The organism is Streptomyces sp. NPDC043878 (genome assembly GCF_056435735.1).
Genome location: NZ_JBWKDW010000048.1, coordinates 1 through 23,415, shown reverse-complemented (window position 1 = coordinate 23,415; position 23,415 = coordinate 1). Strand labels below are relative to the sequence as shown.

Annotated in this window: 21 protein-coding genes; 12 read left to right on the top strand and 9 right to left on the bottom strand. The window is 72.0% G+C overall.

Features of this window, described 5'->3' with window-relative positions; genetic code table 11:
* The coding region (locus AC07AZ_RS37405) for a homocysteine S-methyltransferase family protein (RefSeq protein WP_478855222.1) at nucleotides 1–948 on the bottom strand (948 nt) is incomplete at its 3' end.
* 285 nt (nucleotides 949–1,233) lie between these two features.
* Here AC07AZ_RS37405 and AC07AZ_RS37400 point away from each other — a divergent pair.
* The 4 genes from AC07AZ_RS37400 (at nucleotide 1,234) to AC07AZ_RS37385 (ending at nucleotide 6,456) form a co-directional block, all read left to right on the top strand.
* The gene (locus tag AC07AZ_RS37400; RefSeq protein WP_478855221.1) at nucleotides 1,234–1,998 is read left to right on the top strand and encodes an IclR family transcriptional regulator; all 765 of its coding nucleotides are present in this window, start codon (nucleotides 1,234–1,236) and stop codon (nucleotides 1,996–1,998) included.
* Nucleotides 1,999–2,375: 377 nt separating this feature from the next.
* Nucleotides 2,376–3,170, top strand: coding sequence for an MIP/aquaporin family protein (locus AC07AZ_RS37395; RefSeq protein ID WP_478855220.1), 795 nt, complete (start codon nucleotides 2,376–2,378; stop codon nucleotides 3,168–3,170).
* 121 nt (nucleotides 3,171–3,291) lie between these two features.
* Entirely contained in the window at nucleotides 3,292–4,830 is a 1,539-nt protein-coding gene (gene glpK / locus AC07AZ_RS37390) for a glycerol kinase GlpK (RefSeq protein WP_478855219.1), read from the top strand.
* 9 nt (nucleotides 4,831–4,839) lie between these two features.
* Complete coding sequence (locus AC07AZ_RS37385) at nucleotides 4,840–6,456, top strand: glycerol-3-phosphate dehydrogenase/oxidase (protein WP_478855218.1); 1,617 nt, start codon at nucleotides 4,840–4,842, stop codon at nucleotides 6,454–6,456.
* Between the two features lie 218 nt (nucleotides 6,457–6,674).
* On the opposite strand, the gene mtnK is transcribed toward AC07AZ_RS37385, so the two are convergent.
* The 4 genes from mtnK to AC07AZ_RS37365 all read right to left on the bottom strand — a co-directional run bounded on the left by mtnK (nucleotide 6,675) and on the right by AC07AZ_RS37365 (nucleotide 11,625).
* Complete coding sequence (gene mtnK / locus AC07AZ_RS37380; RefSeq protein ID WP_478855217.1) at nucleotides 6,675–7,853, bottom strand: S-methyl-5-thioribose kinase; 1,179 nt, start codon at nucleotides 7,851–7,853, stop codon at nucleotides 6,675–6,677.
* Nucleotides 7,854–7,868: 15 nt separating this feature from the next.
* Nucleotides 7,869–8,915 carry an ABC transporter permease gene (locus tag AC07AZ_RS37375; RefSeq protein WP_478855216.1) on the bottom strand — a complete coding sequence of 349 codons (1,047 nt, stop codon included), beginning with the start codon at nucleotides 8,913–8,915 and terminating at the stop codon, nucleotides 7,869–7,871.
* A 69-nt stretch (nucleotides 8,916–8,984) separates the two neighbouring features.
* Complete coding sequence (locus tag AC07AZ_RS37370; RefSeq protein WP_478855215.1) at nucleotides 8,985–10,541, bottom strand: sugar ABC transporter ATP-binding protein; 1,557 nt, start codon at nucleotides 10,539–10,541, stop codon at nucleotides 8,985–8,987.
* Complete coding sequence (locus AC07AZ_RS37365) at nucleotides 10,528–11,625, bottom strand: substrate-binding domain-containing protein (protein WP_478855214.1); 1,098 nt, start codon at nucleotides 11,623–11,625, stop codon at nucleotides 10,528–10,530. The genes AC07AZ_RS37370 and AC07AZ_RS37365 overlap by 14 nt, the downstream gene beginning before the upstream one ends.
* A gap of 438 nt (nucleotides 11,626–12,063) precedes the next feature.
* Between AC07AZ_RS37365 and AC07AZ_RS37360 the strand changes: the two genes are divergently transcribed.
* Genes AC07AZ_RS37360 through mtnB form a run of 3 tightly spaced genes read left to right on the top strand, consistent with a single transcriptional unit; the run spans nucleotide 12,064 to nucleotide 13,999 of the window.
* Nucleotides 12,064–12,663 (top strand): 1,2-dihydroxy-3-keto-5-methylthiopentene dioxygenase, encoded by a 600-nt coding sequence (locus AC07AZ_RS37360; RefSeq protein WP_478855213.1) that lies wholly within the window; start codon nucleotides 12,064–12,066, stop codon nucleotides 12,661–12,663.
* A complete protein-coding gene (gene mtnC / locus AC07AZ_RS37355) occupies nucleotides 12,660–13,394 on the top strand; it encodes an acireductone synthase (protein ID WP_478855212.1) in 735 nt (244 codons plus the stop codon). Before AC07AZ_RS37360 ends, mtnC begins: the two co-directional genes overlap by 4 nt.
* Nucleotides 13,391–13,999 (top strand): methylthioribulose 1-phosphate dehydratase, encoded by a 609-nt coding sequence (gene mtnB / locus AC07AZ_RS37350; protein WP_478855211.1) that lies wholly within the window; start codon nucleotides 13,391–13,393, stop codon nucleotides 13,997–13,999. The genes mtnC and mtnB overlap by 4 nt, the downstream gene beginning before the upstream one ends.
* An 89-nt stretch (nucleotides 14,000–14,088) precedes the next feature.
* On the opposite strand, the gene mtnA is transcribed toward mtnB, so the two are convergent.
* Nucleotides 14,089–15,120, bottom strand: coding sequence for an S-methyl-5-thioribose-1-phosphate isomerase (gene mtnA / locus AC07AZ_RS37345; RefSeq protein ID WP_478855210.1), 1,032 nt, complete (start codon nucleotides 15,118–15,120; stop codon nucleotides 14,089–14,091).
* A 341-nt stretch (nucleotides 15,121–15,461) separates the two neighbouring features.
* Here mtnA and AC07AZ_RS37340 point away from each other — a divergent pair, with 341 nt between their 5' ends.
* Both AC07AZ_RS37340 and AC07AZ_RS37335 read left to right on the top strand, forming a co-directional pair.
* Nucleotides 15,462–16,133, top strand: a complete 672-nt coding sequence (locus AC07AZ_RS37340; protein ID WP_478855209.1) for a FadR/GntR family transcriptional regulator — start codon at nucleotides 15,462–15,464, stop codon at nucleotides 16,131–16,133.
* Between the two features lie 405 nt (nucleotides 16,134–16,538).
* The gene (locus tag AC07AZ_RS37335) at nucleotides 16,539–17,522 is read left to right on the top strand and encodes a PAC2 family protein (protein ID WP_478855208.1); all 984 of its coding nucleotides are present in this window, start codon (nucleotides 16,539–16,541) and stop codon (nucleotides 17,520–17,522) included.
* A 254-nt stretch (nucleotides 17,523–17,776) separates the two neighbouring features.
* Here the strand turns inward: AC07AZ_RS37335 and mshC are convergent, their stop codons facing one another.
* The 3 genes from mshC to AC07AZ_RS37320 form a co-directional block, all read right to left on the bottom strand.
* Entirely contained in the window at nucleotides 17,777–19,006 is a 1,230-nt protein-coding gene (mshC, locus tag AC07AZ_RS37330; RefSeq protein ID WP_478855207.1) for a cysteine--1-D-myo-inosityl 2-amino-2-deoxy-alpha-D-glucopyranoside ligase, read from the bottom strand.
* 459 nt (nucleotides 19,007–19,465) lie between these two features.
* Nucleotides 19,466–20,563 carry a DUF1648 domain-containing protein gene (locus tag AC07AZ_RS37325; protein WP_023418718.1) on the bottom strand — a complete coding sequence of 366 codons (1,098 nt, stop codon included), beginning with the start codon at nucleotides 20,561–20,563 and terminating at the stop codon, nucleotides 19,466–19,468.
* A gap of 209 nt (nucleotides 20,564–20,772) precedes the next feature.
* Complete coding sequence (locus AC07AZ_RS37320) at nucleotides 20,773–21,189, bottom strand: GntR family transcriptional regulator (RefSeq protein WP_023418719.1); 417 nt, start codon at nucleotides 21,187–21,189, stop codon at nucleotides 20,773–20,775.
* Between the two features lie 96 nt (nucleotides 21,190–21,285).
* Between AC07AZ_RS37320 and AC07AZ_RS37315 the strand changes: the two genes are divergently transcribed.
* Genes AC07AZ_RS37315 through AC07AZ_RS37305 form a run of 3 tightly spaced genes read left to right on the top strand, consistent with a single transcriptional unit; the run spans nucleotide 21,286 to nucleotide 23,389 of the window.
* Nucleotides 21,286–21,657 (top strand): hypothetical protein, encoded by a 372-nt coding sequence (locus AC07AZ_RS37315; RefSeq protein ID WP_023418720.1) that lies wholly within the window; start codon nucleotides 21,286–21,288, stop codon nucleotides 21,655–21,657.
* Nucleotides 21,654–22,595, top strand: coding sequence for an ABC transporter ATP-binding protein (locus AC07AZ_RS37310; protein WP_033950790.1), 942 nt, complete (start codon nucleotides 21,654–21,656; stop codon nucleotides 22,593–22,595). The genes AC07AZ_RS37315 and AC07AZ_RS37310 overlap by 4 nt, the downstream gene beginning before the upstream one ends.
* Nucleotides 22,592–23,389: an ABC transporter permease gene (locus AC07AZ_RS37305; protein WP_023418722.1), complete on the top strand. Its 798-nt coding sequence runs from the start codon at nucleotides 22,592–22,594 to the stop codon at nucleotides 23,387–23,389. Before AC07AZ_RS37310 ends, AC07AZ_RS37305 begins: the two co-directional genes overlap by 4 nt.
* Nucleotides 23,390–23,415: the final 26 nt, after the last annotated feature.

The window sequence follows — 23,415 nt, the reverse complement described above, 5'->3', positions numbered from 1 at the left end:
CACCAGCTGCCGCAGGTGCTCCGGCGTCGTACCGCAGCAGCCGCCGACCAGTGAAAGGCCGTAGTCGCGGACGAAGTTCTCCTGCGCGTCGGCCAGGCCCTCGGGGCCGAGGGGGAAGTGGGCGCCGTCCTTCGTCAGGACCGGCAGGCCCGCGTTCGGCATGCACAGCAGCGGGATGCGGGAGTGGCGGGTGAGATAGCGCAGGTGCTCGCTCATCTCGGCCGGGCCGGTCGAGCAGTTGAGGCCGATCATGTCGATCCCGAGCGGCTCCAGCGCGGTCAGCGCGGCGCCGATCTCCGAACCCAGCAGCATGGTGCCGGTGGTCTCGAAGGCCATCGAGACCAGCAGGGGCACGCGGACCCCGGTGGCCTCCATCGCGCGGTGGGCGCCCAGGATCGAGGACTTCGTCTGGAGCAGGTCCTGCGTGGTCTCCACGATCAGGGCGTCGGCACCGCCGGAGAGCAGGCCCTCGGCGTTCTGCTGGAAGCCGTCGCGCAGGGTGCCGTAGCCGACGTGGCCGAGGGTGGGGAGCTTGGTGCCGGGGCCGATGGAGCCCAGCACCCAGCGCCGGCGTCCGTCGCGGGCGGTGAAGGAGTCGGCGACCTCGCGGGCGATGCGGGCGCCCGCCTCGGACAGCTCGTGGACCCGGTCGGCGATGTCGTACTCGCCGAGCGCCGAGTGGTTCGCCCCGAAGGTGTTCGTCTCCACACAGTCGACGCCCACCTCGAAGTACGCCTCGTGCACCGAGCGCACGATGTCCGGGCGGGTGAGGTTGAGGATCTCGTTGCAGCCTTCGAGGTTCTCGAAGTCGTCGAGTGTGGGGTCCTGGGCCTGGAGCATCGTGCCCATCGCTCCGTCGGCTACCACCACACGGGTGGCGAGCGCCTCACGAAGCTCGGACACACGGGTCCGGCTGTCGGCGGAAGGGGTCAGTGGCGACGAGGCCATGAAGGGGCTCCCTCTAGGTGCGACGGCTGTCGGCTTTCGCGCGAGGCCGCGGAACTCTCCGCGGTCGGCGCACGCCGCCAGGGTAACCGGGACCGCGGGGAGATGCCGGGGGCGTCCACGGGACGGACCCGGTGACGGGCGGGCCACCAACGGGATACCAGTGACGCAACAGTTGCGGACCGACCATTGGCGGGAGGTCGGGGACGACCGGTAGTGTTCGACATTGCCGAACGGCGGCAGCGACGTCGCGGGTCGACGGTCGAAGGGGACGGAGGCAGCACGGCGATGGCACGGAACATCCAGTCGCTCGAACGGGCGGCCGCGATGCTGCGGCTGCTCGCGGGCGGCGAGCGACGCCTCGGCCTCTCGGACATCGCCTCGTCGCTGGGCCTCGCCAAGGGCACCGCCCACGGCATCCTGCGCACCCTCCAGCACGAGGGCTTCGTGGAGCAGGACGACGCCTCCGGGCGCTACCAGCTGGGCGCCGAACTGCTGCGTCTGGGCACCACCTATCTCGACGTGCACGAGCTGCGGGCGCGCGCCCTGGTGTGGACGGACGACCTGGCCCGCTCCAGCGGGGAGAGCGTGCACCTGGGCGTGCTCCACCAACGGGGGGTGCTGATCGTGCACCACGTCTTCCGGCCCGACGACAGCCGGCAGGTCCTGGAGATCGGGGCCATGCAGCCGCTGCACTCCACGGCCCTGGGCAAGGTCCTGTCCGCCTACGACCCGGTCGCGCACAGCGAGGCGCTGGAGGCGGACCGCAAGGCGTTCACGGACCGTACGGTGTACGAGCCGGAGGACTTCGAGCACGTCCTCGACCTCACGCGGGCGCGCGGCTACGCGGCGGACGTCGAGGAGACCTGGGAGGGCATCTCGTCGGTCGCGGCGCCCATTCACGACCGGCGGCGGATGCCGGTCGGCGCGGTCGGCATCACCGGCGCCGTGGAGCGACTGTGCCGGGACGGTGAGCTGCGCCCCGAGCTGATCGCGGCCGTCCGTGACTGCGCCCGCGCGGTGTCGCGGGACCTGGGCGCCGGGCGGTTCTGAGCGCCGCACGGACAGCGGGCCGGAACAGGTGTGATGTTCCGGCCCTTTTGTCATGCTCAGACGCAGGGGGAGATGCGGCCCCACCACGCGCGGGGTGCTCCCGGTGGGGCCGTCCGCGACCGAACGCAAGATCGATTTCGTATCGATGTCGTACGGCGATCAATAACGATCGCGTTTTGGCCAACCGGGCTCTTGACGTGCATGTAACCCCGGAGCAAGACTCCCGTCCATCGGTCGGCATTGTCGAACACCTACCGGCAATACGCGTTAGAGTGTGACAAGCCAAGGGCCGTACCGCTCTCACTCCCGAGAGCAAGCTCGAACTCCCGGAGGGACCCGGGGTTCGGTCCCCTGGACGAAGGACAAAGGAGTCGCGGGTGTCCAGCTCCGACATCTTCATCGGCGAGACCATCGGTACCGCCATACTCATCCTGCTCGGCGGTGGCGTCTGCGCCGCCGTCACGCTGAAGGCCTCCAAGGCGCGCAACGCCGGCTGGCTCGCCATCACCTTCGGGTGGGGCTTCGCCGTACTGACGGCCGTCTACACCTCGGCGCCGCTGTCCGGCGCCCACCTGAACCCGGCCGTCACGCTCGCCCTCGCGATCAAGGACGACGACTGGAGCAACGTTCCGGTCTACTGGGCCGGTCAGCTGCTCGGCGCCGCGATCGGCGCGACCCTGGTCTGGGTCGCCTACTACGGCCAGTTCCACGCGCACCTCACCGACAAGGAGATCGTCGGCGGTCCGGGCGCGCAGGCGACGGGGACCAAGGCCGTCGAGGCCCAGGAGCAGGGCGCCGGTCCGGTGCTCGGTGTCTTCTCCACCGGCCCGGAGATCCGGGTCGTCTGGCAGAACCTCGCCACGGAGATCATCGGCACCGTCGTGCTGGTGCTCGCGGTCCTCACCCAGGGCCTCAACGACAAGGGCAACGGCCTGGGCACCCTCGGCGCCCTGGTCACCGCGCTCGTGGTCGTCTCGATCGGTCTGTCCCTCGGCGGACCGACCGGCTACGCGATCAACCCGGCCCGTGACCTCGGTCCGCGCATCGTGCACGCCCTCCTGCCCCTGCCCAACAAGGGCGGCTCCGACTGGCGCTACGCCTGGATACCGGTGGTCGGCCCGCTGATCGGCGGGGCCGTCGCCGCAGGCATCTACAACGTCGCCTTCGCTTAGAGCATCGAACGTCCCTGCTCCGGACGAGGCACCTCGCCTCGTCCGCCGAGCAGGGAGCACCGAGCCCCACAGCACGCGCCGTACGTACCGCCCCTCACCCACGGAACTCCAGGAGCAGACAGTGACCGACGCCCACACCGCCGGCCCGTTCATCGCCGCGATCGACCAGGGCACGACCTCGTCCCGCTGCATCGTCTTCGACCGTGACGGCCGGATCGTCTCCGTCGACCAGAAGGAGCACGAGCAGATCTTCCCGAAGCCGGGCTGGGTCGAGCACAACGCCACCGAGATCTGGACCAACGTCGAGGAGGTCGTCGCGGGAGCCATCGCGAAGGCCGGCATCACCCGCGACGACATCAAGGCCATCGGCATCACCAACCAGCGGGAGACCACACTCCTCTGGGACAAGAACACCGGCGAGCCCGTCCACAACGCCATCGTCTGGCAGGACACCCGCACCGACGCCCTCTGCCGGGAGCTCGGCCGCAACGTCGGCCAGGACCGTTTCCGCCGCGAGACGGGCCTGCCGCTGGCCTCCTACTTCGCCGGCCCCAAGGCCCGCTGGCTGCTCGACAACGTCGAGGGGCTGCGTGAGCGCGCCGAGGCGGGCGACATCCTCTTCGGCACCATGGACAGCTGGGTCATCTGGAACCTGACCGGCGGCGTCAACGGCGGCAAGCACTACACCGACGTCACCAACGCCTCCCGCACCATGCTGATGAACCTGCACACGCTGGAGTGGGACGACAAGATCGCCGAGTCCATCGGCGTGCCGCTGAACATGCTCCCGGAGATCCGCTCCTCCGCCGAGGTCTACGGCGAGGTCACCGGCGGGAAGCTGGGCGACCTGCTCGGCGGCATCCCGGTCGCCTCCGCGCTCGGTGACCAGCAGGCGGCCCTGTTCGGCCAGACCTGCTTCGCGGAGGGCGAGGCCAAGTCGACGTACGGCACCGGCACGTTCATGCTGCTGAACACCGGTGAGAAGATCATCAACTCCTACTCGGGGCTGCTGACCACCGTCGGCTACCGGATCGGCGACGACAAGCCGGTCTACGCCCTGGAGGGCTCGATCGCCGTCACCGGTTCGCTGGTGCAGTGGATGCGCGACCAGATGGGCCTGATCTCCACCGCCGCCGAGATCGAGACCCTCGCGCTCTCGGTCGAGGACAACGGCGGCGCGTACTTCGTGCCGGCCTTCTCCGGTCTGTTCGCCCCGTACTGGCGCTCCGACGCCCGCGGTGTGATCGCCGGCCTCACCCGGTACGTCACCAAGGCGCACCTCGCGCGCGCCGTCCTGGAGGCCACGGCCTGGCAGACCCGTGAGATCACCGACGCCATGACGAAGGACTCCGGCGTCGAGCTCGCGGCTCTCAAGGTCGACGGCGGCATGACCTCCAACAACCTGCTGATGCAGACGCTCTCCGACTTCCTGGACGCGCCGGTGGTGCGCCCGATGGTCGCCGAGACCACCTGCCTCGGTGCCGCCTACGCCGCCGGCCTCGCCGTCGGCTTCTGGAACAGCACCGACGACCTGCGCGCGAACTGGCGACGGGCCGCCGAGTGGACCCCCCGCATGGACGCGGAGACCCGCGACCGTGAGTACAAGAGCTGGCTCAAGGCCGTCGAGCGGACCATGGGCTGGCTCGAGGACGAGGAGTAAGAACCCCACATGACCAGTCAGTCCACCCTGCAGTCCGTGCCTGCCCTGGGGACGCACCCGGCCTCCGGCTCCCACCCGAGCCGCGCCGAGACCCGGGAGCAGCTCTCCAAGGCGTCGTACGACCTTCTCGTGATCGGCGGCGGCATTCTGGGCATCTCCACCGCCTGGCACGCCGCGCAGTCCGGTCTGCGGGTGGCTCTGGTCGACGCCGGCGACTTCGCCGGCGCCACCTCCTCCGCCTCCTCCAAGCTTCTCCACGGCGGTCTGCGCTACCTGCAGACCGGCGCGGTGAGGCTGGTGGCGGAGAACCACTTCGAGCGCCGTGCGGTCTCCCGTCAGGTGGCTCCCCACCTGGCGAACCCGCTCACGTTCTACCTCCCCGTGTACAGGGGCGGGCCGCACGGCGCGGCGAAGCTCGGGGCGGGCGTGTTCGCCTACTCCGCGCTGTCGGCGTTCGGTGACGGCGTCGGGCACCTGCTGTCGCCGGCGAAGGCCGCGCAGGACGTGCCCGAGCTGCGCACCGACAACCTCAAGGCCGTGGCCGTGTACGGCGACGACCAGATGAACGACGCCCGCATGGCGCTGATGACGGTCCGTGCGGCCGTCGAGGCGGGCGCGGTGGTCCTCAACCACGCCGAGGTGACGGGCCTGCGCTTCACCAAGGGCCGGGTGACGGGCGCCGACCTGCGCGACCGCACCTCCGGGGACGAGTTCGGCGTCAACGCCCGGCTCGTGCTCAACGCGACCGGCCCGTGGGTCGACCACCTGCGCAGGATGGAGGACGCGAACGCGGCGCCGTCCATCCGGCTGTCCAAGGGCGCGCACCTGGTGCTGAAGCGCACCTCCCCCTGGAAGGCCGCGCTGGCCACTCCGATCGACAAGTACCGCATCACCTTCGCCCTCCCCTGGGAGGACATGCTGCTGCTCGGCACGACCGACGAGGAGTACGAGGGGGACCCGGCGGACGTGGCGGTGACCGAGAAGGACACCGCCCAGATACTCGACGAGGCCGCGTTCTCCGTCCGCGACCAGCAGCTGAGCCGGGACCTGATCACGTACGCCTTCGCGGGTCTGCGGGTGCTGCCGGGCGGTCCCGGCGACACGGCGAAGGCAAAGCGCGAGACGGTGGTGACCGAGGGCAGGGGCGGCATGCTGTCCGTGGCCGGCGGCAAGTGGACCACCTTCCGGCACATCGGCCGTACGGTGATGCAGAAGCTGGAGGCGCTGCCGGGTCACCCGCTGGGTGAGGACTTCGAGCCGGTCTCCTCGCTGCCGAAGAAGCTGCCGCTGCCGGGCGTCGCCAACCCCCGGGCCGTGGCTCACCGTCTCCTGGTGGACCACCCGGCGCCCGGTCCGCGGATGGCGGCCGACACCGCGCGCCACCTGGCGACGCACTACGGTTCGCTGGCCTTCGACATCGCCCGGCTGGCGAACGAGAACCCCGAACTGGCCGAGCGGGTCCACCCCGACGCGCCCGAGATCTGGGCGCAGGTCGTCTACGCCCGCGACCACGAGTGGGCCGAGACGCAGGACGACGTGCTGCGCCGCCGTACGACCCTGACGATCCGTGGTCTGGCCACGGACGAGGTGCGGGCGAAGGTGCAGGACCTGCTCGACAAGAAGTAGGGCGACAGCGGGCGCCCGGCGGCGTCCGCGCAGGGCGAGGGGCGGCTCCCGGGAGGGGCCGCCCCTCGCCCGCATGCGCCGGGCATCCCGTGCCGGACCCGTATGCCGCCAGGGGTGGACACCCTCCCGGCCGCTCCCCCGGTGCCTCCGTGAGCTCCCCCGAAAGGCGCACCGGCGGGGCGTGCTGCGGCGGTCCGGGGCCTGCCCTGGTCCCGCCCTCAGGACAGTGCTGCCAGCGCCGCCTCCACGTCGGCCGGTCCGCTCAGGTTCGTGCGCTGGACGATCAGGTCGCGGCCCAGGAGCAGTGCGCGCCGGGACGCCGGGACCTGCCGCGGGTCGGGCAGGGTCGTCAGGTCGGTCAGGTGGGCGAAGCCGATGACGCGGCGAACGATCTCGGTGCCCGCGAAGCCGACGGAGTCCGTCCAGACGCGGCGCAGGAAGCGGTCGAGGTAGGCGTCGTCGAAGAAGGTGTCGACGCGGACCGGCCACAGCCGGCGGAACTCGGCCTCGAACGCCTCCCAGGACAGGCGGAGTTGGTCGCCGTGGTCGGTGACGGTGCCGAGTGCGTCGGCCCGCGCCCAGGAGACCAGGGTGTTCGCCCAGTACAGTCCCAGGTCGAAGCCGATGGGGCCGACGAACGAGAACTCCGGGTCGAAGGCCCTTACGACCGGGGTGCCTTGGCGCTCCCCGACCATGACGCTGCCGGTGTGCAGGTCGCCGTGCAGCAGCGCCTGGCCGCTCGTCATGAAGAGGTGGCGGAGGTCGGCGACCTCGGTCCGCAGACGGGTGTCCGCGCGGAACTCGGCGGCGAGATCGTCGAGTTGCGGGTGCCAGTGGTTGTGCTCGTGCTCGACGTACGGCTCTGAGAGCACCACGTCCTCGGTGATCTTGCACAGTTCGGGGTTCACCGAGGCCGCGACCAGTGCCTTGCGCCGCGCGGACGGCATGCCGAAGTCGCTGGTGGCGAAGGAGAGCTGGGCGACGAACTCACCGATACGGGCTGAGGTCCGCGGGCCGTACGACGCGCCCCGGTTGAGGAGGGTGCGGAGGACCTCCAGGTCGGACATGTCCTCCATGACGAGGGCGTAGTTGTCTCCGTCGTAGCCGTGGATCGCCGGGATCTTGTCGGGGGCGACCCGGGCGAGCTGGTCGTAGGCGCGGGCCTCGGCGTCGGCGCGTGCGGGGCTCATCGGCCAGGAGGGGCCGGCGACGCGGACCCAGGGCAGGGCCTGCTTGACGGCGAGGCTGCGGGTGCCGTCGGTGGAGGCGGCGAGGAACACCCGGTTCATGTTGCCGTCGGAGACCTCGCGGACGCGGATGTCGTCCGGGTCGGCCCAGTGACCCCGCTCGTGCAGGTAGCCGGGGATGTCGTCGGTCTCCAGGATGCGGTAGCCCATCGGTGGTGAACTCCCTTATGCGGTACGGCGCTTGGACAGGGTGAAGCTGAAGACCAGGGCGAGGATGAGGACCGCGCCCTCGACGACGTCCTGCGTGTAGTACGGCAGGCCCTTGATGGTGAGGCCGGTGGTGATGATGCCGATGAGGACGGCGCCGAGGGCCGTGCCCCAGACGTTCGGGCGGCCCCGGCCGAGGACGGAGGTGCCGACCAGGGCGACGGCGATGGCCTCCAGCAACTGGGAGGTGCCGGCCGACACGTCGCCCTGGCCGATGCGGGAGGCCAGGATGAGGCCGCCGACGGAGGCGAGGACGCCGGACAGGACGTAGGCCAGGGCCCGGTAGGCGCCGACGCGGATACCGGCCAGGCGGGCGGCCTCGGCGTTGGCACCGATCGCGTACAGCACCCGGCCCCAGCGGGTGCGGGCCAGGAAGACCCAGGCGAGGACCGTGAGCGCGCCGAAGATCAGGACGGAGACGGGGATGCCGGCGACGGTGCCGCGGTCGATGCGCAGGAACCCCGCGGTGAACCGGCCGGGCGCGGTGGTGCCGTCCGGCTGTGTCATGCCGGGGGTGATGGACTGGCCGTCGACGAGGATGAGTTTGGTGCCCTGGATCACGAACATGGTGCCGAGGGTGGCCAGCAGGTCGGGGATCTTGAGGACGACGATCAGGAGCGCGTTGAGCAGGCCCGCCAGCGCGCCGGCCGCGATCACGGCGACGATGGCGACCGAGCCGACCTGGTTGTACGTCACCATCGTCTTGGCGGCGACCGTCACGCCGAGGCCCGCCACCGCACCGACAGACATGTCCATGCCGCCAACGGCCATGGTGAGTGTCACGCCGAGGCCGAGGATCGCGGCGACGGAGACGTAGCGGAGGGTGTCGAGGAGGGTCGCCGACTCGCGGAAGGACCCCTCGCTGAGCGCGAAGTACGCGAAGAGCGCGACCGTGACGAAGATGAAGCCGTACTTGATGACGGCGTTCTGGACGCGCAGGGCGGTGGAGGTCGCGGGCGGCAGCGCCGCCTTGGTGGGGACCTCGGTGCTCTGTGTGGTGGTCATGGCGTGCTTCCTGGTGTGGCGGGGCCGGCCGGCTTCGGACGGTGCGTCGGGCGGACGCCGGTCGGTGGGTCAGACGGACGCCGAGATGGTGTCGATCACGCGGTCGCGTTCGGCGTCCTGGCCGTACGCGTCGAGGTGGACCTCGCCGGCCGCGAGGACGACGACCCGGTCGGCGACTTCCAGGACCTCGTCGACGTCGGCGGACAGGACGAGGACGGCGGCGCCCTCGGCGGCGAGGGCGCGGGCCCGGCGGCCGATGTCACGGCGCGCCCCGATGTCCACGCCTCGGAACGGTTCATCCAGGATCAGGACACGGGGGGTCTCGGCGAGCCAGCGGCCGACGACGACCTTCTGCTGGTTGCCGCCGGACAGCTCCTCGACGGTGCTGTGCTCGTCGCGGGTGACGACCCCGAGCGTCTCGATCGCCTCGCGGCCCAGGGCGTCCTCGCGCGAGCCGTGCAGCCAGCCCGCCGTGGACACGGACCTGAGGAACGGCAGCGAGATGTTCCGCGCCAGCGACCAGCCCGGCACGAGGGCGTCCGCGTGCCGGTCCTCGGGGACCAGGTGGACGCCCGCGCGGATGGCGTCGGCGGGGCGGCGAGGGCGGTACGGCCGGCCGTCGAGTTCGACGGAGCCCGCCGTGAGGGGTTCGGCGCCGAACAGCCCGCGGGCCAGTTCGGTCTTGCCCGCGCCCAGCAGGCCCACGACGCCGGTGACCTCGCCGGCCCGGATGTCGAGGTCCAGCGGTGTCCGGCCCTCGAAGAGCCGGACACCGCGCAGGGACAGCGCCACCTCGCCCCGCGCGTTCTCCCTGACCGGGCGGGCCGTCGCCGCCTCCTGCGCCTGGGCGAGCATCGCGCGCAGCGCCGCGTCCCAGTCGAAGGGCTTGGCCTGGTCGCCGGTGAGACGGCCGTCCCGCAGGACGACCAGCCGGTCGGCGAGCGCGTCCATCTCGCCGAGGCGGTGGGAGACGTAGAGGACGGCGATGCCGTCGTCCCGCATCCGTTCGACGAGGGTGAACAGGCGCCGTGCCTCGGCGGCGGACAGGGCCGAGGTCGGTTCGTCGAGGATCAGCAGCCGGGGGCGGGTGGCCAGGGCGCGGGCCAGGATCAGCAACTGCCGGTCGGAGATGCCGAGTTCGGTGACGTCCTGGCGCAGGACGGTGTCGCTCCAGTCGAGGCCGAGAGCCGACTGGATCTCGCGGGCGCGGGCGAGGATGCGGCGGCCGTTCAGGAACGGGTTGCCGCGCCGCCGCGCCAGCTCCTCGAAGACCAGGTTCTCGGCGACCGTGAGGCCGGGCACGATGCCCTCGCCGATCCGCTGGTGCACCGTCTGGATGCCCAGGTGACGCGCGGCGAGGGGGGAGTTGAGCGCGACCGGCGCGCCGTCGACCCGTACCTCTCCCCCGTACCCGGTGTGCACCCCGGACAGGATCTTGATCAGGGTGGACTTGCCGGCGCCGTTCGCGCCGAGCAGCGCGACAACGCTGCCCGGGGCGATGTCGAGGGAGACGGAGCCGAGCACCGTCCTGCCGCCGAAGGCCATGCTGACGTCACGGAGGCCGACCGCGGCCGCCGCGCCCCCGGCACCGACGGGCGGGTCGGCGGGCGACTCAGTGGGCGACATTGGGGATCCAGTCCGCGGTGCTGACCTGGGAGAGGTTCAGCGCGGGCAGTGCCTCGCGCAGCTGGTCCATGTTCGCGATCTTCTTCTCGTGCAGGAAGTCCTGGGTGATGGCGACGGCCGGGAAGGAGACCGTGGCCTTGTTCAGCTGTCCGGCCAGTTCCAGTGCGGCCGTCCGCACGACGGCGGCGCCGACGGCGGAGGGGTCGGTGCCCGCGGTGGCGACCCACGGGCTGCCGTCGGCCGTCATGTTCTGGATGTCGGCGTTGGAGACGTCCGCGCCGAAGACCTTCACCTTGTCCTGGAGCTTCTTGTTCTGCACGGCGAGGACGGTGCCCTTGGCGAGTTCGTCGTAGGGGGCGAAGACGCCGGTCACGTCGGAGTGCTGGGTGAGGGCGGCGGAGACCAGGGGAACGTTGTCGGTGGCCGTGGAGTCGGTCACCTTGCCGACCTTGAACTCCTGCTTCCAGCCCTGCGCTGCGGCCGTCTTCCTCCAGACGGTGTCGCGCTTGTCGAGGGCGGCGTAGCCGGCCACGTTGACGTAGCCGACCTTGGCGTCCTTGCCGACCGACTTGGCCATCACGTCGAGGACGGCCTGCGCCATGCTGGCGTCGTCCTGCTCGGTGCTGACGACGCCCTTGGTGGAGGTCTCCACGTCGTAGACGACGACCTTGATGCCCTTCTTGACGGCCTTGTCGATCTCCGGCTGGATGGTCGCCGGGAAGCCGTGGTCGATGATGATCGCCTGTGCGCCGGAGTTGATGGCGGAGGACAGGTCGGTGGCCTGCTTGGCGTTGTCGGCCTGGGCGTCGTAGACGGTGAGGTCGACACCGAGCGCCTTGGCCTGCGCCTTGGCTCCGTTGCCCCACTGCTCGAAGTAGTCGCCGGCGCCGCTCTGCCGGACCAGGGCCACCTTGACCGTGCCCTTGCTGAAGGGGGCCGGCTTCGCGCCGGTGGCCGCCGAGGCCGGGGCGGCACTGGCGCCGGTCTTCTCGGAGGCGTCCGTGGACTGCGAGCATCCGGCGAGCAGCAGCGCGGAGGCGGAGGCCAGCGAGAGCGCGGCCAGGGGAACACGGGTACGGGACATGAGGGGCTCCAGGTGCGGTGGTGCGAGGGGAGGGAGAGGGAGGGTGCTTGCCCCGGAGCGAGGGAAAGGAATGCGCCATCGTGCGGGCAGACGGCGGGCGCCCGGTGAGGTGGGCGTGACAGGGCTCCGGGTGAGGTCAGCGACAGCTGGCTGTGGTCGACCGGAGCAAGTCCACGTACAGCCGCCGTACGAGCAGCAGCGTCTTCATACGCAGATCATGGGAAGGTTTTCAGTCATGCGTCAAAGCCCTGGACACGGATTCTCATTGGTTGAGACAACAACTTCGTCACAGGCGGTCGGCGAGGCGCGTGGCGTTACCATCGCGGTTCCGGCCTGCCGCGCAGCGCACGGCAGGGCCGTCGCCGCCCGCGTTCCGTCTGCACCCCGGATGCTCGTCTCGGCATTCGGACCCTCGTCCCGCCCACTGGAGTTGCTCTCATGACCCTGCTGACGACCTGGCCCGAGTCCGGCCCCGAGACCGTCGTGCGCCGTACCTCGGACCCCGCCGAGATCGCTGCGGCGCTCAAGCCGCTCGGTGTCCGCTACGAGCAGTGGCCCGTGCGCGGGAACGTGCCCGCGGACGCCGGCAGCGACGCCGTGTTCGCCGCGTACGGCCCGGAGATCGACAAGCTGAACGCCGAGGAGGGCTTCACCACCGTCGACGTGCTCGGCCTGCACCCGGGCGACGACCCGGAGTACCCGGCGAAGGCGGCGGCCGCCCGCGCGAAGTTCCTCCAGGAGCACACGCACGACGACGATGACGAGGTGCGCTTCTTCGTCTCCGGCTCCGGCATCTTCTACCTGCACGTGAACGGCGAGGTGCACGCGGTCCTCTGCGAGAAGGGCGATCTGCTCGGCGTGCCGCGCGGCACCACGCACTGGTTCGACATGGGCACCCGGCCGGCCTTCACCGCGATCCGCTTCTTCCACGAGGAGGACGGCTGGATCGGCAACTTCACCGGCTCCGCCATCGCCGGCCGCTTCCCGGACTACGACTCGATCGCCGCGGGCCACGAGCGGGACCGGGCAGCCGCGTGACGCTGGAGGTGCCCGCGTTCGACGTGGACGCCGTGGTGCTGGACATCGAGGGCACCACGAGCGCCACCGGGTTCGTCGTGGACGTGCTGTACCCGTACTCACGGGCGCGTTTCGCGGCGCTGCTCGCCCAGCGCGGCGCCGAGCCGGCGGTGGCGCGGGCGATCGCCCAGGTGCGGGAGCTGACCGGCGATCCCGGCGCCGACGCGGCGGCGGTGGAGAAGGCCCTGAACGCCTGGCTGGACGAGGACCGCAAGGCGACGCCCCTGAAGACCCTCCAGGGGATCGTCTGGGCCGAGGGTTTCGCACGCGGCGACCTGGTCTCGCACTTCTACGACGACGTCGTCCCGGCGCTGCGCGACTGGCACGCGGCGGGCGTGCGCCTGTACGTCTACTCCTCCGGGTCGGTCGCGGCGCAGCGGGCCTGGTTCACGCACAGCCCGGAGGGCGACCTGACGCCTCTCGTCCGCGGTCTGTACGACACCGAGAACGCGGGGCCCAAGCAGGAGGCGGCGTCCTACCGGCGGATCGCGGAGGCGACGGGTGTGGCCCCCTCCCGCCTCCTGTTCCTGTCCGACCGGCCGGGCGAGCTGGACGCGGCCCGCGAGGCCGGCTGGCACACGGTCGGCGTCCGGCGGCCCGGGGAGCCGTACTACGAGCACGGCGTCGGCGACCACGCGCAGGCGGGGACGTTCGACGCGATCACCCTCAGCACGTCCGGGAGTTCCGTATGACGGCCGACATCAGCGCACTCGACCTGGAGGAGGCGGGGGCGGTGCTCGCCGCCGAGTCCGCCCGCTTCGCCTCCTTCGGCTGGATGCGGGGGACCTCCGGGAACCTCTCCGTGGTGCTCTCCCGCGACCCGCTGCTGCTCGCGGTCACCGCGAGCGGCCACGACAAGGGTGAACTGACGCCCTCCGACGTGGTGTTGGTGGACGGGAACGGCGCCGCCGTGCACGGGGGCACACCGTCGGCCGAGGCGGAGCTGCACGCGCGGGTGGCCGCGCTGACCGGTGCGGGCGCGGTGGTGCACGTGCACACCGTGGCGTCGGTCGCGATGGGACGACGGGCGCCGAGCGGTGTCGCCTTCAGGGACGTGGAGATGCTGAAGGGTGTCGGACAGCCCGCGCACGACGTCGAGGTGACGCTGCCCGTCATCGCCAACAGCCAGGACATGAAGGTGCTCGGCGACCGGCTGGAGGCGGCGCGCAATCCGCTGATGCCGGCGGTGGTGGTCGCGGGGCACGGCCTGTACGTGTGGGGTGCCGACCCGCGCCAGGCCCGCCACCACACCGAAGTCGTGGAGTGGCTGCTGGAGTTGGAGCTCACCCAGAAGTGACGCCATGTCAGGGTGCGGCCGGGTCACGGTGACCGGGCCGCCTCCTCGTCGTGTGCGCGGCCGCCCCGGGCGCGGGTGGGCGGCGGGCGTCAGCGCAGGCACTCCCCCGGCAGCTGCCCGGCCGCGACCTCCAGCACGCCGCGTTCGGTGACCAGCGCCGTCACCAGCCGCCCCGGCGTCACGTCGAAGGCGGGGTTGTGGCCGCGCGACGCGAGGGGCGCGGTCCGTACGCCGGCCCACTCCAGGACCTCGGCCTCGTCGCGGAGTTCGATGTGGATGTCGTCGCCGGTCTTCGTCGACAGGTCGACCGTCGTGGTGGGGGCCGCCACCAGGAACGGGACGCCGGCGTCGGCGCATGCCAGGGCGACGCCCACGGTGCCGACCTTGTTCGCCGTGTCACCGTTGGCCGCGATGCGGTCCGCACCGACGATCGCCGCGTCCACCGCGCCGCGCAGGATCGTGCCCGCGGCCGCGCCGTCGGCCTGCACATAGTGCGGGATGCCCTCCTGGACCAGCTCCCAGGCCGTCAGACGGGAGCCCTGCAGCAGCGGGCGCGTCTCGTCCGCGTAGACCAGTTCGAGCAGTCCACGGGCGTGCAGTTCACGGATGACGCCGAGAGCCGTGCCCCAGCCCGCGGTGGCCAGGGCGCCGGTGTTGCAGTGGGTCAGGACGCGCAGCGGGCGGTCGGCGGCGGTCTTCTCGAGCAGCCAGTCGGCGCCGTGCGCGCCCATCGCCCGGTTCGCCTCGACGTCCTCGCGCTGGACGGCGGCGGCCTCCGCGAGCACCGCGTCGAGGCCCTCGTCGAAGCGGGTCATGACACGGTCCACGGACACCATGAGGTTGACGGCGGTGGGGCGGGCCGCGCGGACGCGGGCGACGGCGGCGCGCGTCTCCTCGCGGGACCAGCCCTCCCGGTCGGCCTGGAGCAGCGCCAGGGCGACCCCGTAGGCGCCGGCCGCACCGATCGCGGGAGCGCCGCGCACCACCAGCCGCTGGATCGCCTCCACCAGGGTGTCCACATCGCGGACAAGCCGTGTCTCGGTGCGGGCCGGGAGCAGGGTCTGGTCGATCAGCGCCAGACCGGTTCCGGTCCAGTCGACGGCGCGCAGTTCCTGGTGCATAACGGGGCACTCCTGCTGTTCTGGTGGTGCTCGCCACGGTACATGACCTCTACGAACCACAGTTCGAGGCCGCTGTACGGGAGGCCGGAAGCCGCCCCGGGAGTGCGGTATCCGCCTCGCAGCAACGGCGGGCACGTCTCGCATGTCGAGACGTGGCATACGGGTCGGAGACCTCCGTCGACCGGGGGGCGCCGGCAGCCGGAACCGGGCCCCGGCGGCGGCTGCCGCCGGAACCGGGGACACCCGGCGGGCGGGCCGTGATCGCCGATCTGGCGGCAGTCGCCTGAACAGGCCCCATAATGTGCTGAGACATCCGATGTCCGGGCGACAGGGAGGCGGCCGTGGCAGTCACCGATGAGGCGATCGAGAAGATCAAGGGCATGATCGTCTCCGGCGCGCTGCGTCCCGGCGACCGGCTGCCCAAGGAGAGCGAACTCGCCGCCGAGCTGGGGCTGTCCCGCAACTCGCTGCGGGAGGCGGTGCGCGCGCTGTCCCTGATCCGCATCCTGGACGTACGGCAGGGCGACGGCACCTATGTGACCAGCCTCGACCCGCAGCTTCTGCTGGAGGCGCTCAGCTTCGTGGTGGACTTCCACCGCGACGACACCGTCCTGGAGTTCCTCGCCGTCCGCCGCATTCTGGAGCCGGCCGCCACGGCGATGGCGGCCACCCGCATCAGCGAGCAGCAACTGGACGCCCTCAGCGCCCAGTTGGACAAGCTGGGCGAGGCGCCCTCGGTGGAGGAACTCGTCGCCTGCGACCTCGACTTCCACCGGGGCATCGTGCAGAGCTCCGGCAACTCGGTGCTGTGCTCCCTGCTCGACGGACTCTCCGGCCCCACCACGCGGGCACGGATCTGGCGCGGCCTCACGCAGGAGGACGCGGTCACCGGCACCCTGCGCGAACACCGGGCGATCCTGGGCGCGCTGCGGGACCGGGACGCGGAGGCGGCACGGTCCTGGGCGACGGTGCACATCGCGAGCGTGGAGCAGTGGCTGCGCTCGACGCTGTGAGCGTCGTGCGGTCGCGACTGCCGCGCTCCACACCGCGAGCCGCGTACGGCCACGGTGACGGGGCGGGTTCGGCGCCGCCGCACGGCCGGGTGGGCCCCCCGCACGGGCCGCCGCCGCACGGCCGGCCGGATGACACCCTTACGGGCCGCCGCCGCACGGCCGGGTGAAACCGCACGGACACTGACGTCGGGCCACCCGCCCGCGCGCCCGCTGGAGCGCCCTGACCTGGCGGCTCGGAGGACGGCTCGCGCAACTGCGCTCACAGCTCGGATGACTGAGGGGTGTTCCGGGGTGGCTATCGGGGCAGTGATCCGTTCACTCCCCCGTGCAAGGGGGCTGCGGGCGCCCCCTGCGCACGCCGTAAGGTTGGGGCGTACGCGAGGGCACGTCGGAAGGAGGCGCTGGGTGATCGAGCTCGAGGGGGTTCCCGAGCTGATCGACCCGGTCATGGTGGCCGCGTTCGAGGGCTGGAACGATGCCGGCGACGCCGCCTCCGCCGCGGTCGCGCATCTGGACAAGGAGTGGAAGGGCGAGGTCTTCGCGGCGCTGGACGCCGAGGACTACTACGACTTCCAGGTGAACCGTCCCACGGTGTGGATGGACGGCGGGGTACGCAAGATCACCTGGCCCACCACCCGTCTCTCGGTGGTCCGGGTCGGCGGCGACAAGCCGCGTGATCTCGTGCTCGTCCGGGGCATCGAACCGTCCATGCGGTGGCGCTCGTTCTGCAACGAGCTCCTCGGTTTCGCGCACGAACTGGGTGTGGAGCTGGTGGTCGTCCTGGGCGCCCTGCTCGGTGACACCCCGCACACGCGTCCGGTCCCGGTCAGCGGCGTCACGTCCGACCCGGACCTGGCCCAGCGGATGGACCTGGAGGAGACCAAGTACGAGGGCCCGACGGGCATCGTCGGCATCCTCCAGGAGGCGTGCACGCACGCGGGGGTTCCGGCGGTGTCGCTGTGGGCCGCCGTACCGCACTACGTGTCGCAGCCGCCCAACCCGAAGGCGACGCTGGCCCTCCTGAACCGCCTGGAGGACCTGATCGACATCCGTATCCCACTGGGCGAACTGCCCGAGGACGCGCGTGCCTGGCAGGTGGGGGTGGACCAACTGGCCGCCGAGGACAGCGAGGTCGCCGAGTACGTCCAGTCGCTGGAGGAGGCCCGGGACACCGCGGAGCTGCCGGAGGCGTCCGGCGACGCGATCGCACGGGAGTTCGAACGGTATCTGCGGCGCCGGGACGGGGCCGGTCCGGCCGGCTCAGGCGGCCACGCCACGGCGGACGGCAGCGACGCCGCGTCCTACCTGCGGGACAACCCGGGCCCACGCGCCAAGCCGCCGAAGCCCCCGAAGCCGGGCACGGACGACGACGAGCCTCCCGAGGACTGAGCCGAGGCCCGGCCGTAAGACCGGGTCTCAAGACCCGGTCTCAAGACCCGGTCTCAACGTCCGGCCGCAAGACCCGGTCGCAAAGCCGACCCCGAGGTCCGGGCTCACCGTCCGGGCTCGCGGACCGGGCTCGCGGACCCGGCTCACGGTCCGGTCGGCCGGGAACACGACGACAAGGGGCGCCTCCCCGTTCTCCACGGGGAGGCGCCCCTTCCGCTCGGCGCCCGGGTGCCCGGCCCCCGAGCCCCACATCCCTACAGCGCCACGCCCAGCAGCGCGTCCACCGCACGAGAGACGACGCCCGGCGCGCCCTCGTCCGTGCCACCGTGCTCCTCCTGGAGCGCGGCCCAGCGGTCCACGGCGGCCAGTGCGGCCGGAGCGTCCAGGTCGGCGGCGAGCGCTTCGCGGATCTCCTCGACGAGCGCCTCGGCGGACGGGCCGTCGGGCCGGGACACGGCCGCGCGCCAGCGTCCCAGCCGGGCGACGGCGTCCTGGAGGACCTGGTCGGTGTACTCCCAGTCGGCGCGGTAGTGGTGGGCGAGGAGCGCGAGCCGGATGGCGGCGGGGTCGACGCCGTCCTCGCGGAGCTTCGACACGAAGACGAGGTTGCCCTTGGACTTGGACATCTTCTCGCCGTGCAGGGCGACCATGCCGGCGTGCACGTAGGCCTTGGCCATGGGGAACTCGCCGGTCAGCACCTGGGCGTGGGAGGCGCCCATCTCGTGGTGCGGGAAGGCGAGGTCGGAGCCGCCGCCCTGGACGTCGAAGCCCATGCCGAGGTGGTCCAGGGCGATGGCGACGCACTCGATGTGCCAGCCGGGCCGGCCGCGCCCGAGGGAACCGCCGTCCCAGCTGGGCTCGCCCTCGCGGGCGGCCATCCACAGCATCGGGTCGAGGGGGTTCTTCTTGCCCGGCCGGTCCGGGTCGCCGCCGCGTTCGGCGGACAGCAGGCGCATCGCGGCGGCGTCCAGGTGGGACACCCCGCCGAAGTGCGGGTCGGACTCGACGGAGAAGTAGACGTCCCCGTCGAGGTCGTAGGCGGCGCCCGCGTCCCGCAGCCGCTCGACGAGCGGCACGATGCCGGGTATCGCCTCGACGGCGCCTATGTAGTGCCGCGGCGGCAGCATCCGCAGGGCGGTCATGTCCTCACGGAAGAGGGTGGTCTCCTTCTCGGCGAGGGCCACCCAGTCGATGCCGTCGCGTTCGGCGCGCTCGAGGAGCGGGTCGTCGACGTCGGTCACGTTCTGGACGTAGTGAACCTGCCGCTTGGTGTCGAGCCACACGCGCTGGACGAGGTCGAACGCGTTGTAGGTCGCCGCGTGACCCAGGTGGGTCGCGTCGTACGGAGTGATGCCACAGACGTAGATACGGGCGACGGGACCGGGGTCGAGGGTGACCGGACCGCCGGTCGCGGTGTCGTGGATCCTCAGGTCGCGGCCCTGACCAGGCAGGGCGGGGACCTCGGAAGCGGGCCAGGCATGCATGTCATGAGCGTAACCGGCCACAAGTGGCGTATACGAACGGGACCGGTGGGGATGGCCGGTAAGGCGGTCTTGCGCGGCACCGGCGCCTGTGCTGCGCACCCCCTCGGCGTCCGCTCTGTCCGGACGCGCCGGAAACCGCCCGTCCACGTGCCGGTGGCGTGACGGGCAACGTCTACCCGTCACGGAGCGGCGTCCGGTGCGTGCTCCCGGCGTGCGCCCGGATCCCCCTCGTACTGGAAGTACCCGGGTGAGGCGGGCGTACGGCGAGAGCGCGTGCCAGGCGTCGCAGGCCCACGAAGATCCACCGGACAGCCCCTACGGGGGCGGCGGGACATGCCTCGCCTGCCTCACCAGACTCCCGTGCGCCGGGAGCTACCGCAATCAGCTTCAGCAGCAGCGGAAAGCCGCTGGTCACAGGGGAGTTGACTGCAAGCGGAACGGGCACCCCCGCCCTCGCGGTCAGCCGAGGGCGAGCACCACGCCGGCCGCCGCGCCCAGCACCAGGACCACGGCGCAGCCGGCCAGGAGGCGGCGGTTGGCGAGGTTGACCGTCCAGCCCAGGCCGACGCGCTTGGGGACCAGCACGGCCGGGTCGTCGGCGTTGACGTACATGGTCCCGGCCGCCCGCCAGAACCGGTCGTCGTCCCGCGTCACCAGGCCGGTCGCCTCGTCCTCCCCGGCCCCGGCCCGCGCCATCGGCAGGAAGGGGTAGACCGCGCCGGCCACCGCCAGCAGCGTCGGCACGCCGACGACCACCGCGAGCAGCGCGCCCGAGCGGTTGCCGGTCCACATCATCGCGGAGAGGCCGAACAGCATCACGTTGAGCAGCGCGCCCACCCCCAGCAGGGCGCGGGCGGTCAGGACGAGCCTGCGGCGGTACTCGGCCGCGCTGGCGCGGGGCCGGGAGGCGTCCACGTCGGCACGGGCCCGCAGGACCGCGGCGACCGTGCCGACCATGGTGAGGGTGACCGCGAGCTGGGCGAGGACCAGGCTGAAGGCCGACCAGAAGGTGGTGGCGAACGCGCGGTAGGCGGTGCCGGAGGGGGAGCGCTCGGGCAGCCACAGCGTGTCCGGCAGCTCCGGGTAGGCGAAGGCCCCGGCCGTCGCGCTCACCGCGAGGACCAGCAGCGAGGGGACCACCCAGAGCCAGGGCATCCGCACCGGGTCGGTGCGCAGCGAGGTGTCCATGGCGACGCCCTGCCGCAGCTCCTCGTACCAGCCGCCCTCCTCCTTGGCGCGGGTGAGCGCCTGGTGGGCGCGGAGCCAGAGCACGGCGGCGACCCCGCAGAGCACCAGCGCCGCCACGGAGCCGACCAGGGCGCTGTCGGTGAGGGCGCCGAGGCCGAGCGAGACCGCGGTGAGGACCGCGGTGGCGGGCAGCAGAAGGGCCCGGTAGCGGCGGCGCTCCCGGTGGACCTCGGGCGCCTCGGCCCGGCCGGGAGGCACCCGGACGCCGAACGGCACCGCGTGCGGACTCAGGCGCGGGCTCGGTGCCGCGTAGAAGACGGCGCCCAGGAGCAGGAGCACCGTGGAGTTGACGAGAAGGCTGACGAGCACGGCGTTCACCTGATCCGTCCGACGAAGTCATGGTCATGGCAGTCATGGTCATGGGAGCGGCCTCGCGGGAGCGGTCCTGCCGGGTGCGCCGCCGCGCGGCCGCGCGCCCGGCACCGTCCGGCAACCTCCCCCGCCGGCGGCCCGGACCGCAACCGTCTTCGGCGAGCGCCGAATACGCGGCGGCCGCCCGGTCGTGCGGTCACCATCCCCTATCCACCTCCGTCCTTCTCCTCGTCCGCCCGGCCGAGCGCGAACCCGTCGAGGGCCGAGCGGACGTACGCCGCGACCTCCGCCTCGGGCACGCCCCGGACGACCGCCTCGGCGAGCAGGACGCGCAGCCGGGGCCGCCAGTCCTCGCTCGCCCGCAGTTCGGGCGTGGCACGGCCGACGTCGGGGTGGACCACCGCGCCGCTCTTGCGGTTGATGCGGATGATCCCCTCGCGTCGGAGCAGGTCGTAGGCCTTGTTGACGGTGTGGAAGTTGATCGCGAGGTCGACGGCGCATTGCCGGGTCGAGGGCAGTGAAGCGCCCGGACCCAGCGTGCCGTCCGCGACGGATTCCACCACCCGGTCCCGGATCTGCTGGTAGATCGGGACCTCGCTGTCGAGATCGAGTAGGAGCTGCACAGCTTCAATCTATCTGATATACAACTACTAGAACAGATGGCCAGCGCAGAAGCCGCAGCGGACCTCACGGGTCCCCCGAGGGATGGGAAGTTCCCCATGGCACTGATGAAGATCTCCGGCACCGACCTCACCGTGACGTTCAGCGGCTGGGAGCGGATGTGGCTCAAGCGCGACAAGGTGACCGTTCCGCTTGCGGCCCTGCGCCGCGTCGACCCCGTCCGCGACCCGCTGCGCGAGGCCCACGGCACCCGCAGCGGCCTGCAGGTCTCCGGTTTCGCGAAGGTCGGCACCTGGGGCCTGGTCAAGGGGCCACGCCAGCTCGTCGCCGCCTACCGGGGCTCGCCCGGACTGCACGTCCGGCTGGACCGCGCCGCCGCCTCCGCCGACTTCGACGAGCTGGTGCTCTCGGTCGACGAGGCCGACCACCTCGCCGAGCAGCTCGCCCACCACCTGGGGAGGGGCCGGTGAACGCGTACGGGATCGAGGTGAGGGGCCTGACCAAGCGGTTCGGCGAGGTCACCGCCGTGGACTCGGTGAGCTTCGCCGTCGAGCCGGGGGTCGTCACCGGCTTCCTCGGCCCCAACGGCGCGGGCAAGACCACCACGATGCGCATGATCCTCGGCCTGGTCACCCCCACCGAGGGCACCGCCACCATCGGCGGCCGGCGCTACACGGAGCTGGACCGCCCCACCAGGACGGTCGGCGCGGTCCTCGACGCCGGCGCCTTCCACCCCAACCACTCCGCCCGCGACCACCTGCGGATCTACTGCGCCATGGGCGGCCATCCGGACAGCCGGGTGGCCGAGCTGCTGGACCGCCTCGGCCTCGCCGAGCACGCCCACCGCCGCACCCGCACCTTCTCCACCGGCATGAAGCAGCGGCTCAGCCTCGCCACCGCCCTCCTCGGCGACCCGAGCGTTTTGCTGCTGGACGAGCCGAGCAACGGCCTCGACCCCGAGGGCATCGCCTGGCTCCGTACCTTCCTGCGCGAACTGGCCGCCGAGGGCCGCACGGTCCTCATCTCCAGCCATGTGCTCAGCGAGGTCCAGCAGATCGTCGACGACGTCGTGGTGATCCGGCGCGGCAGGATGGTCGCCGCCGGACCGCTGGCGGAGATCGCGCGGCGCCGGCCCGCCACCGTCCTGGTCCGCTCGCCCGACGCCGAGCAGCTGCGGGCGCTGATCCTCGACGGCAGCCGGGGCCCGGACGCCGAGGTGGCCACCGCCGAGGACGGCTCGCTGCGGGTCAGCGGGCTCACCGCCGCCGAGACGGCCGACCTGGCCGCGGCCGCCGGGCTGCGGGTGCACGGACTCGGCGCCGAGGACAGCAGCCTGGAGCAGCTGTTCCTCGACCTGACCCAGGACCGGGCCGGACAGGCCGGGCAGTACGAGGGGGACGCACGGTGAACGCGTTGATCAAGGCGGAGTTCCGCCGGCTGGCGGCGACCAGGATGTGGCGGTGGGCGCTGGTGACCGCCGTCCTGCTCGGCGGCGGTCTGGTCGGCCTGATGGCCGTCGTGGGCCCGGAGAACTTCAGCCCGCCGATGCCCGGCATGGACACCGAGGAGGGTGTGCTCTCCGTCCTCGGGATGCTCGGCTTCACCGTCTTCGTCCCGGCCGCCCTCGGCACGCTGGCGATGACCGCGGAGTACCGGCACCGCACCGCCACGTACACCTTCCTCTTCGCGCCGAAGCGCTGGCAGGTGCTCACCGCCAAGCTGGTCACCTTCGGGGGCGCCGGACTGGTCTACGGGCTGGTGCTGGCGGTGAGCGCGGGGGCCGGGTTCTACGGGGCGCTGGCCGCGCGGGGCGTCACGCCCGGCCTGGCCGCGGGCACCGTCTGGGAGCTGCTGCTGCGGCTGGCCCTGACGATGGCGGTCTACACCCTGCTCGGGGTGGCGATGGGCGCGCTGATCCGCAACATGACCGTCGCCCTCGCCGTGGTCATCGGCTACCTCTACATGGGCGAGCTGATCCTCATGATGGTCCCGGGCGTCAACCTGGTCTACCCGCTGCTCCCCGGCGGCGCCACGGCTTCCCTGACCAGCTTCACCTACGTCGCCGAGGCTGTCGCCGGCGAACTGGCCACCAGTCCCGTCTCGTTGCTCTCCCCGGTGGGCGGCGGACTGCTGCTGGCCGGTTACGCCCTGGTGGCCGCGGCGGTGGCGGTGCTGGTGCCGATGCGCCGCGACGTGGTCTGAACATGCGGGAGCGGGTGCCCCGGACT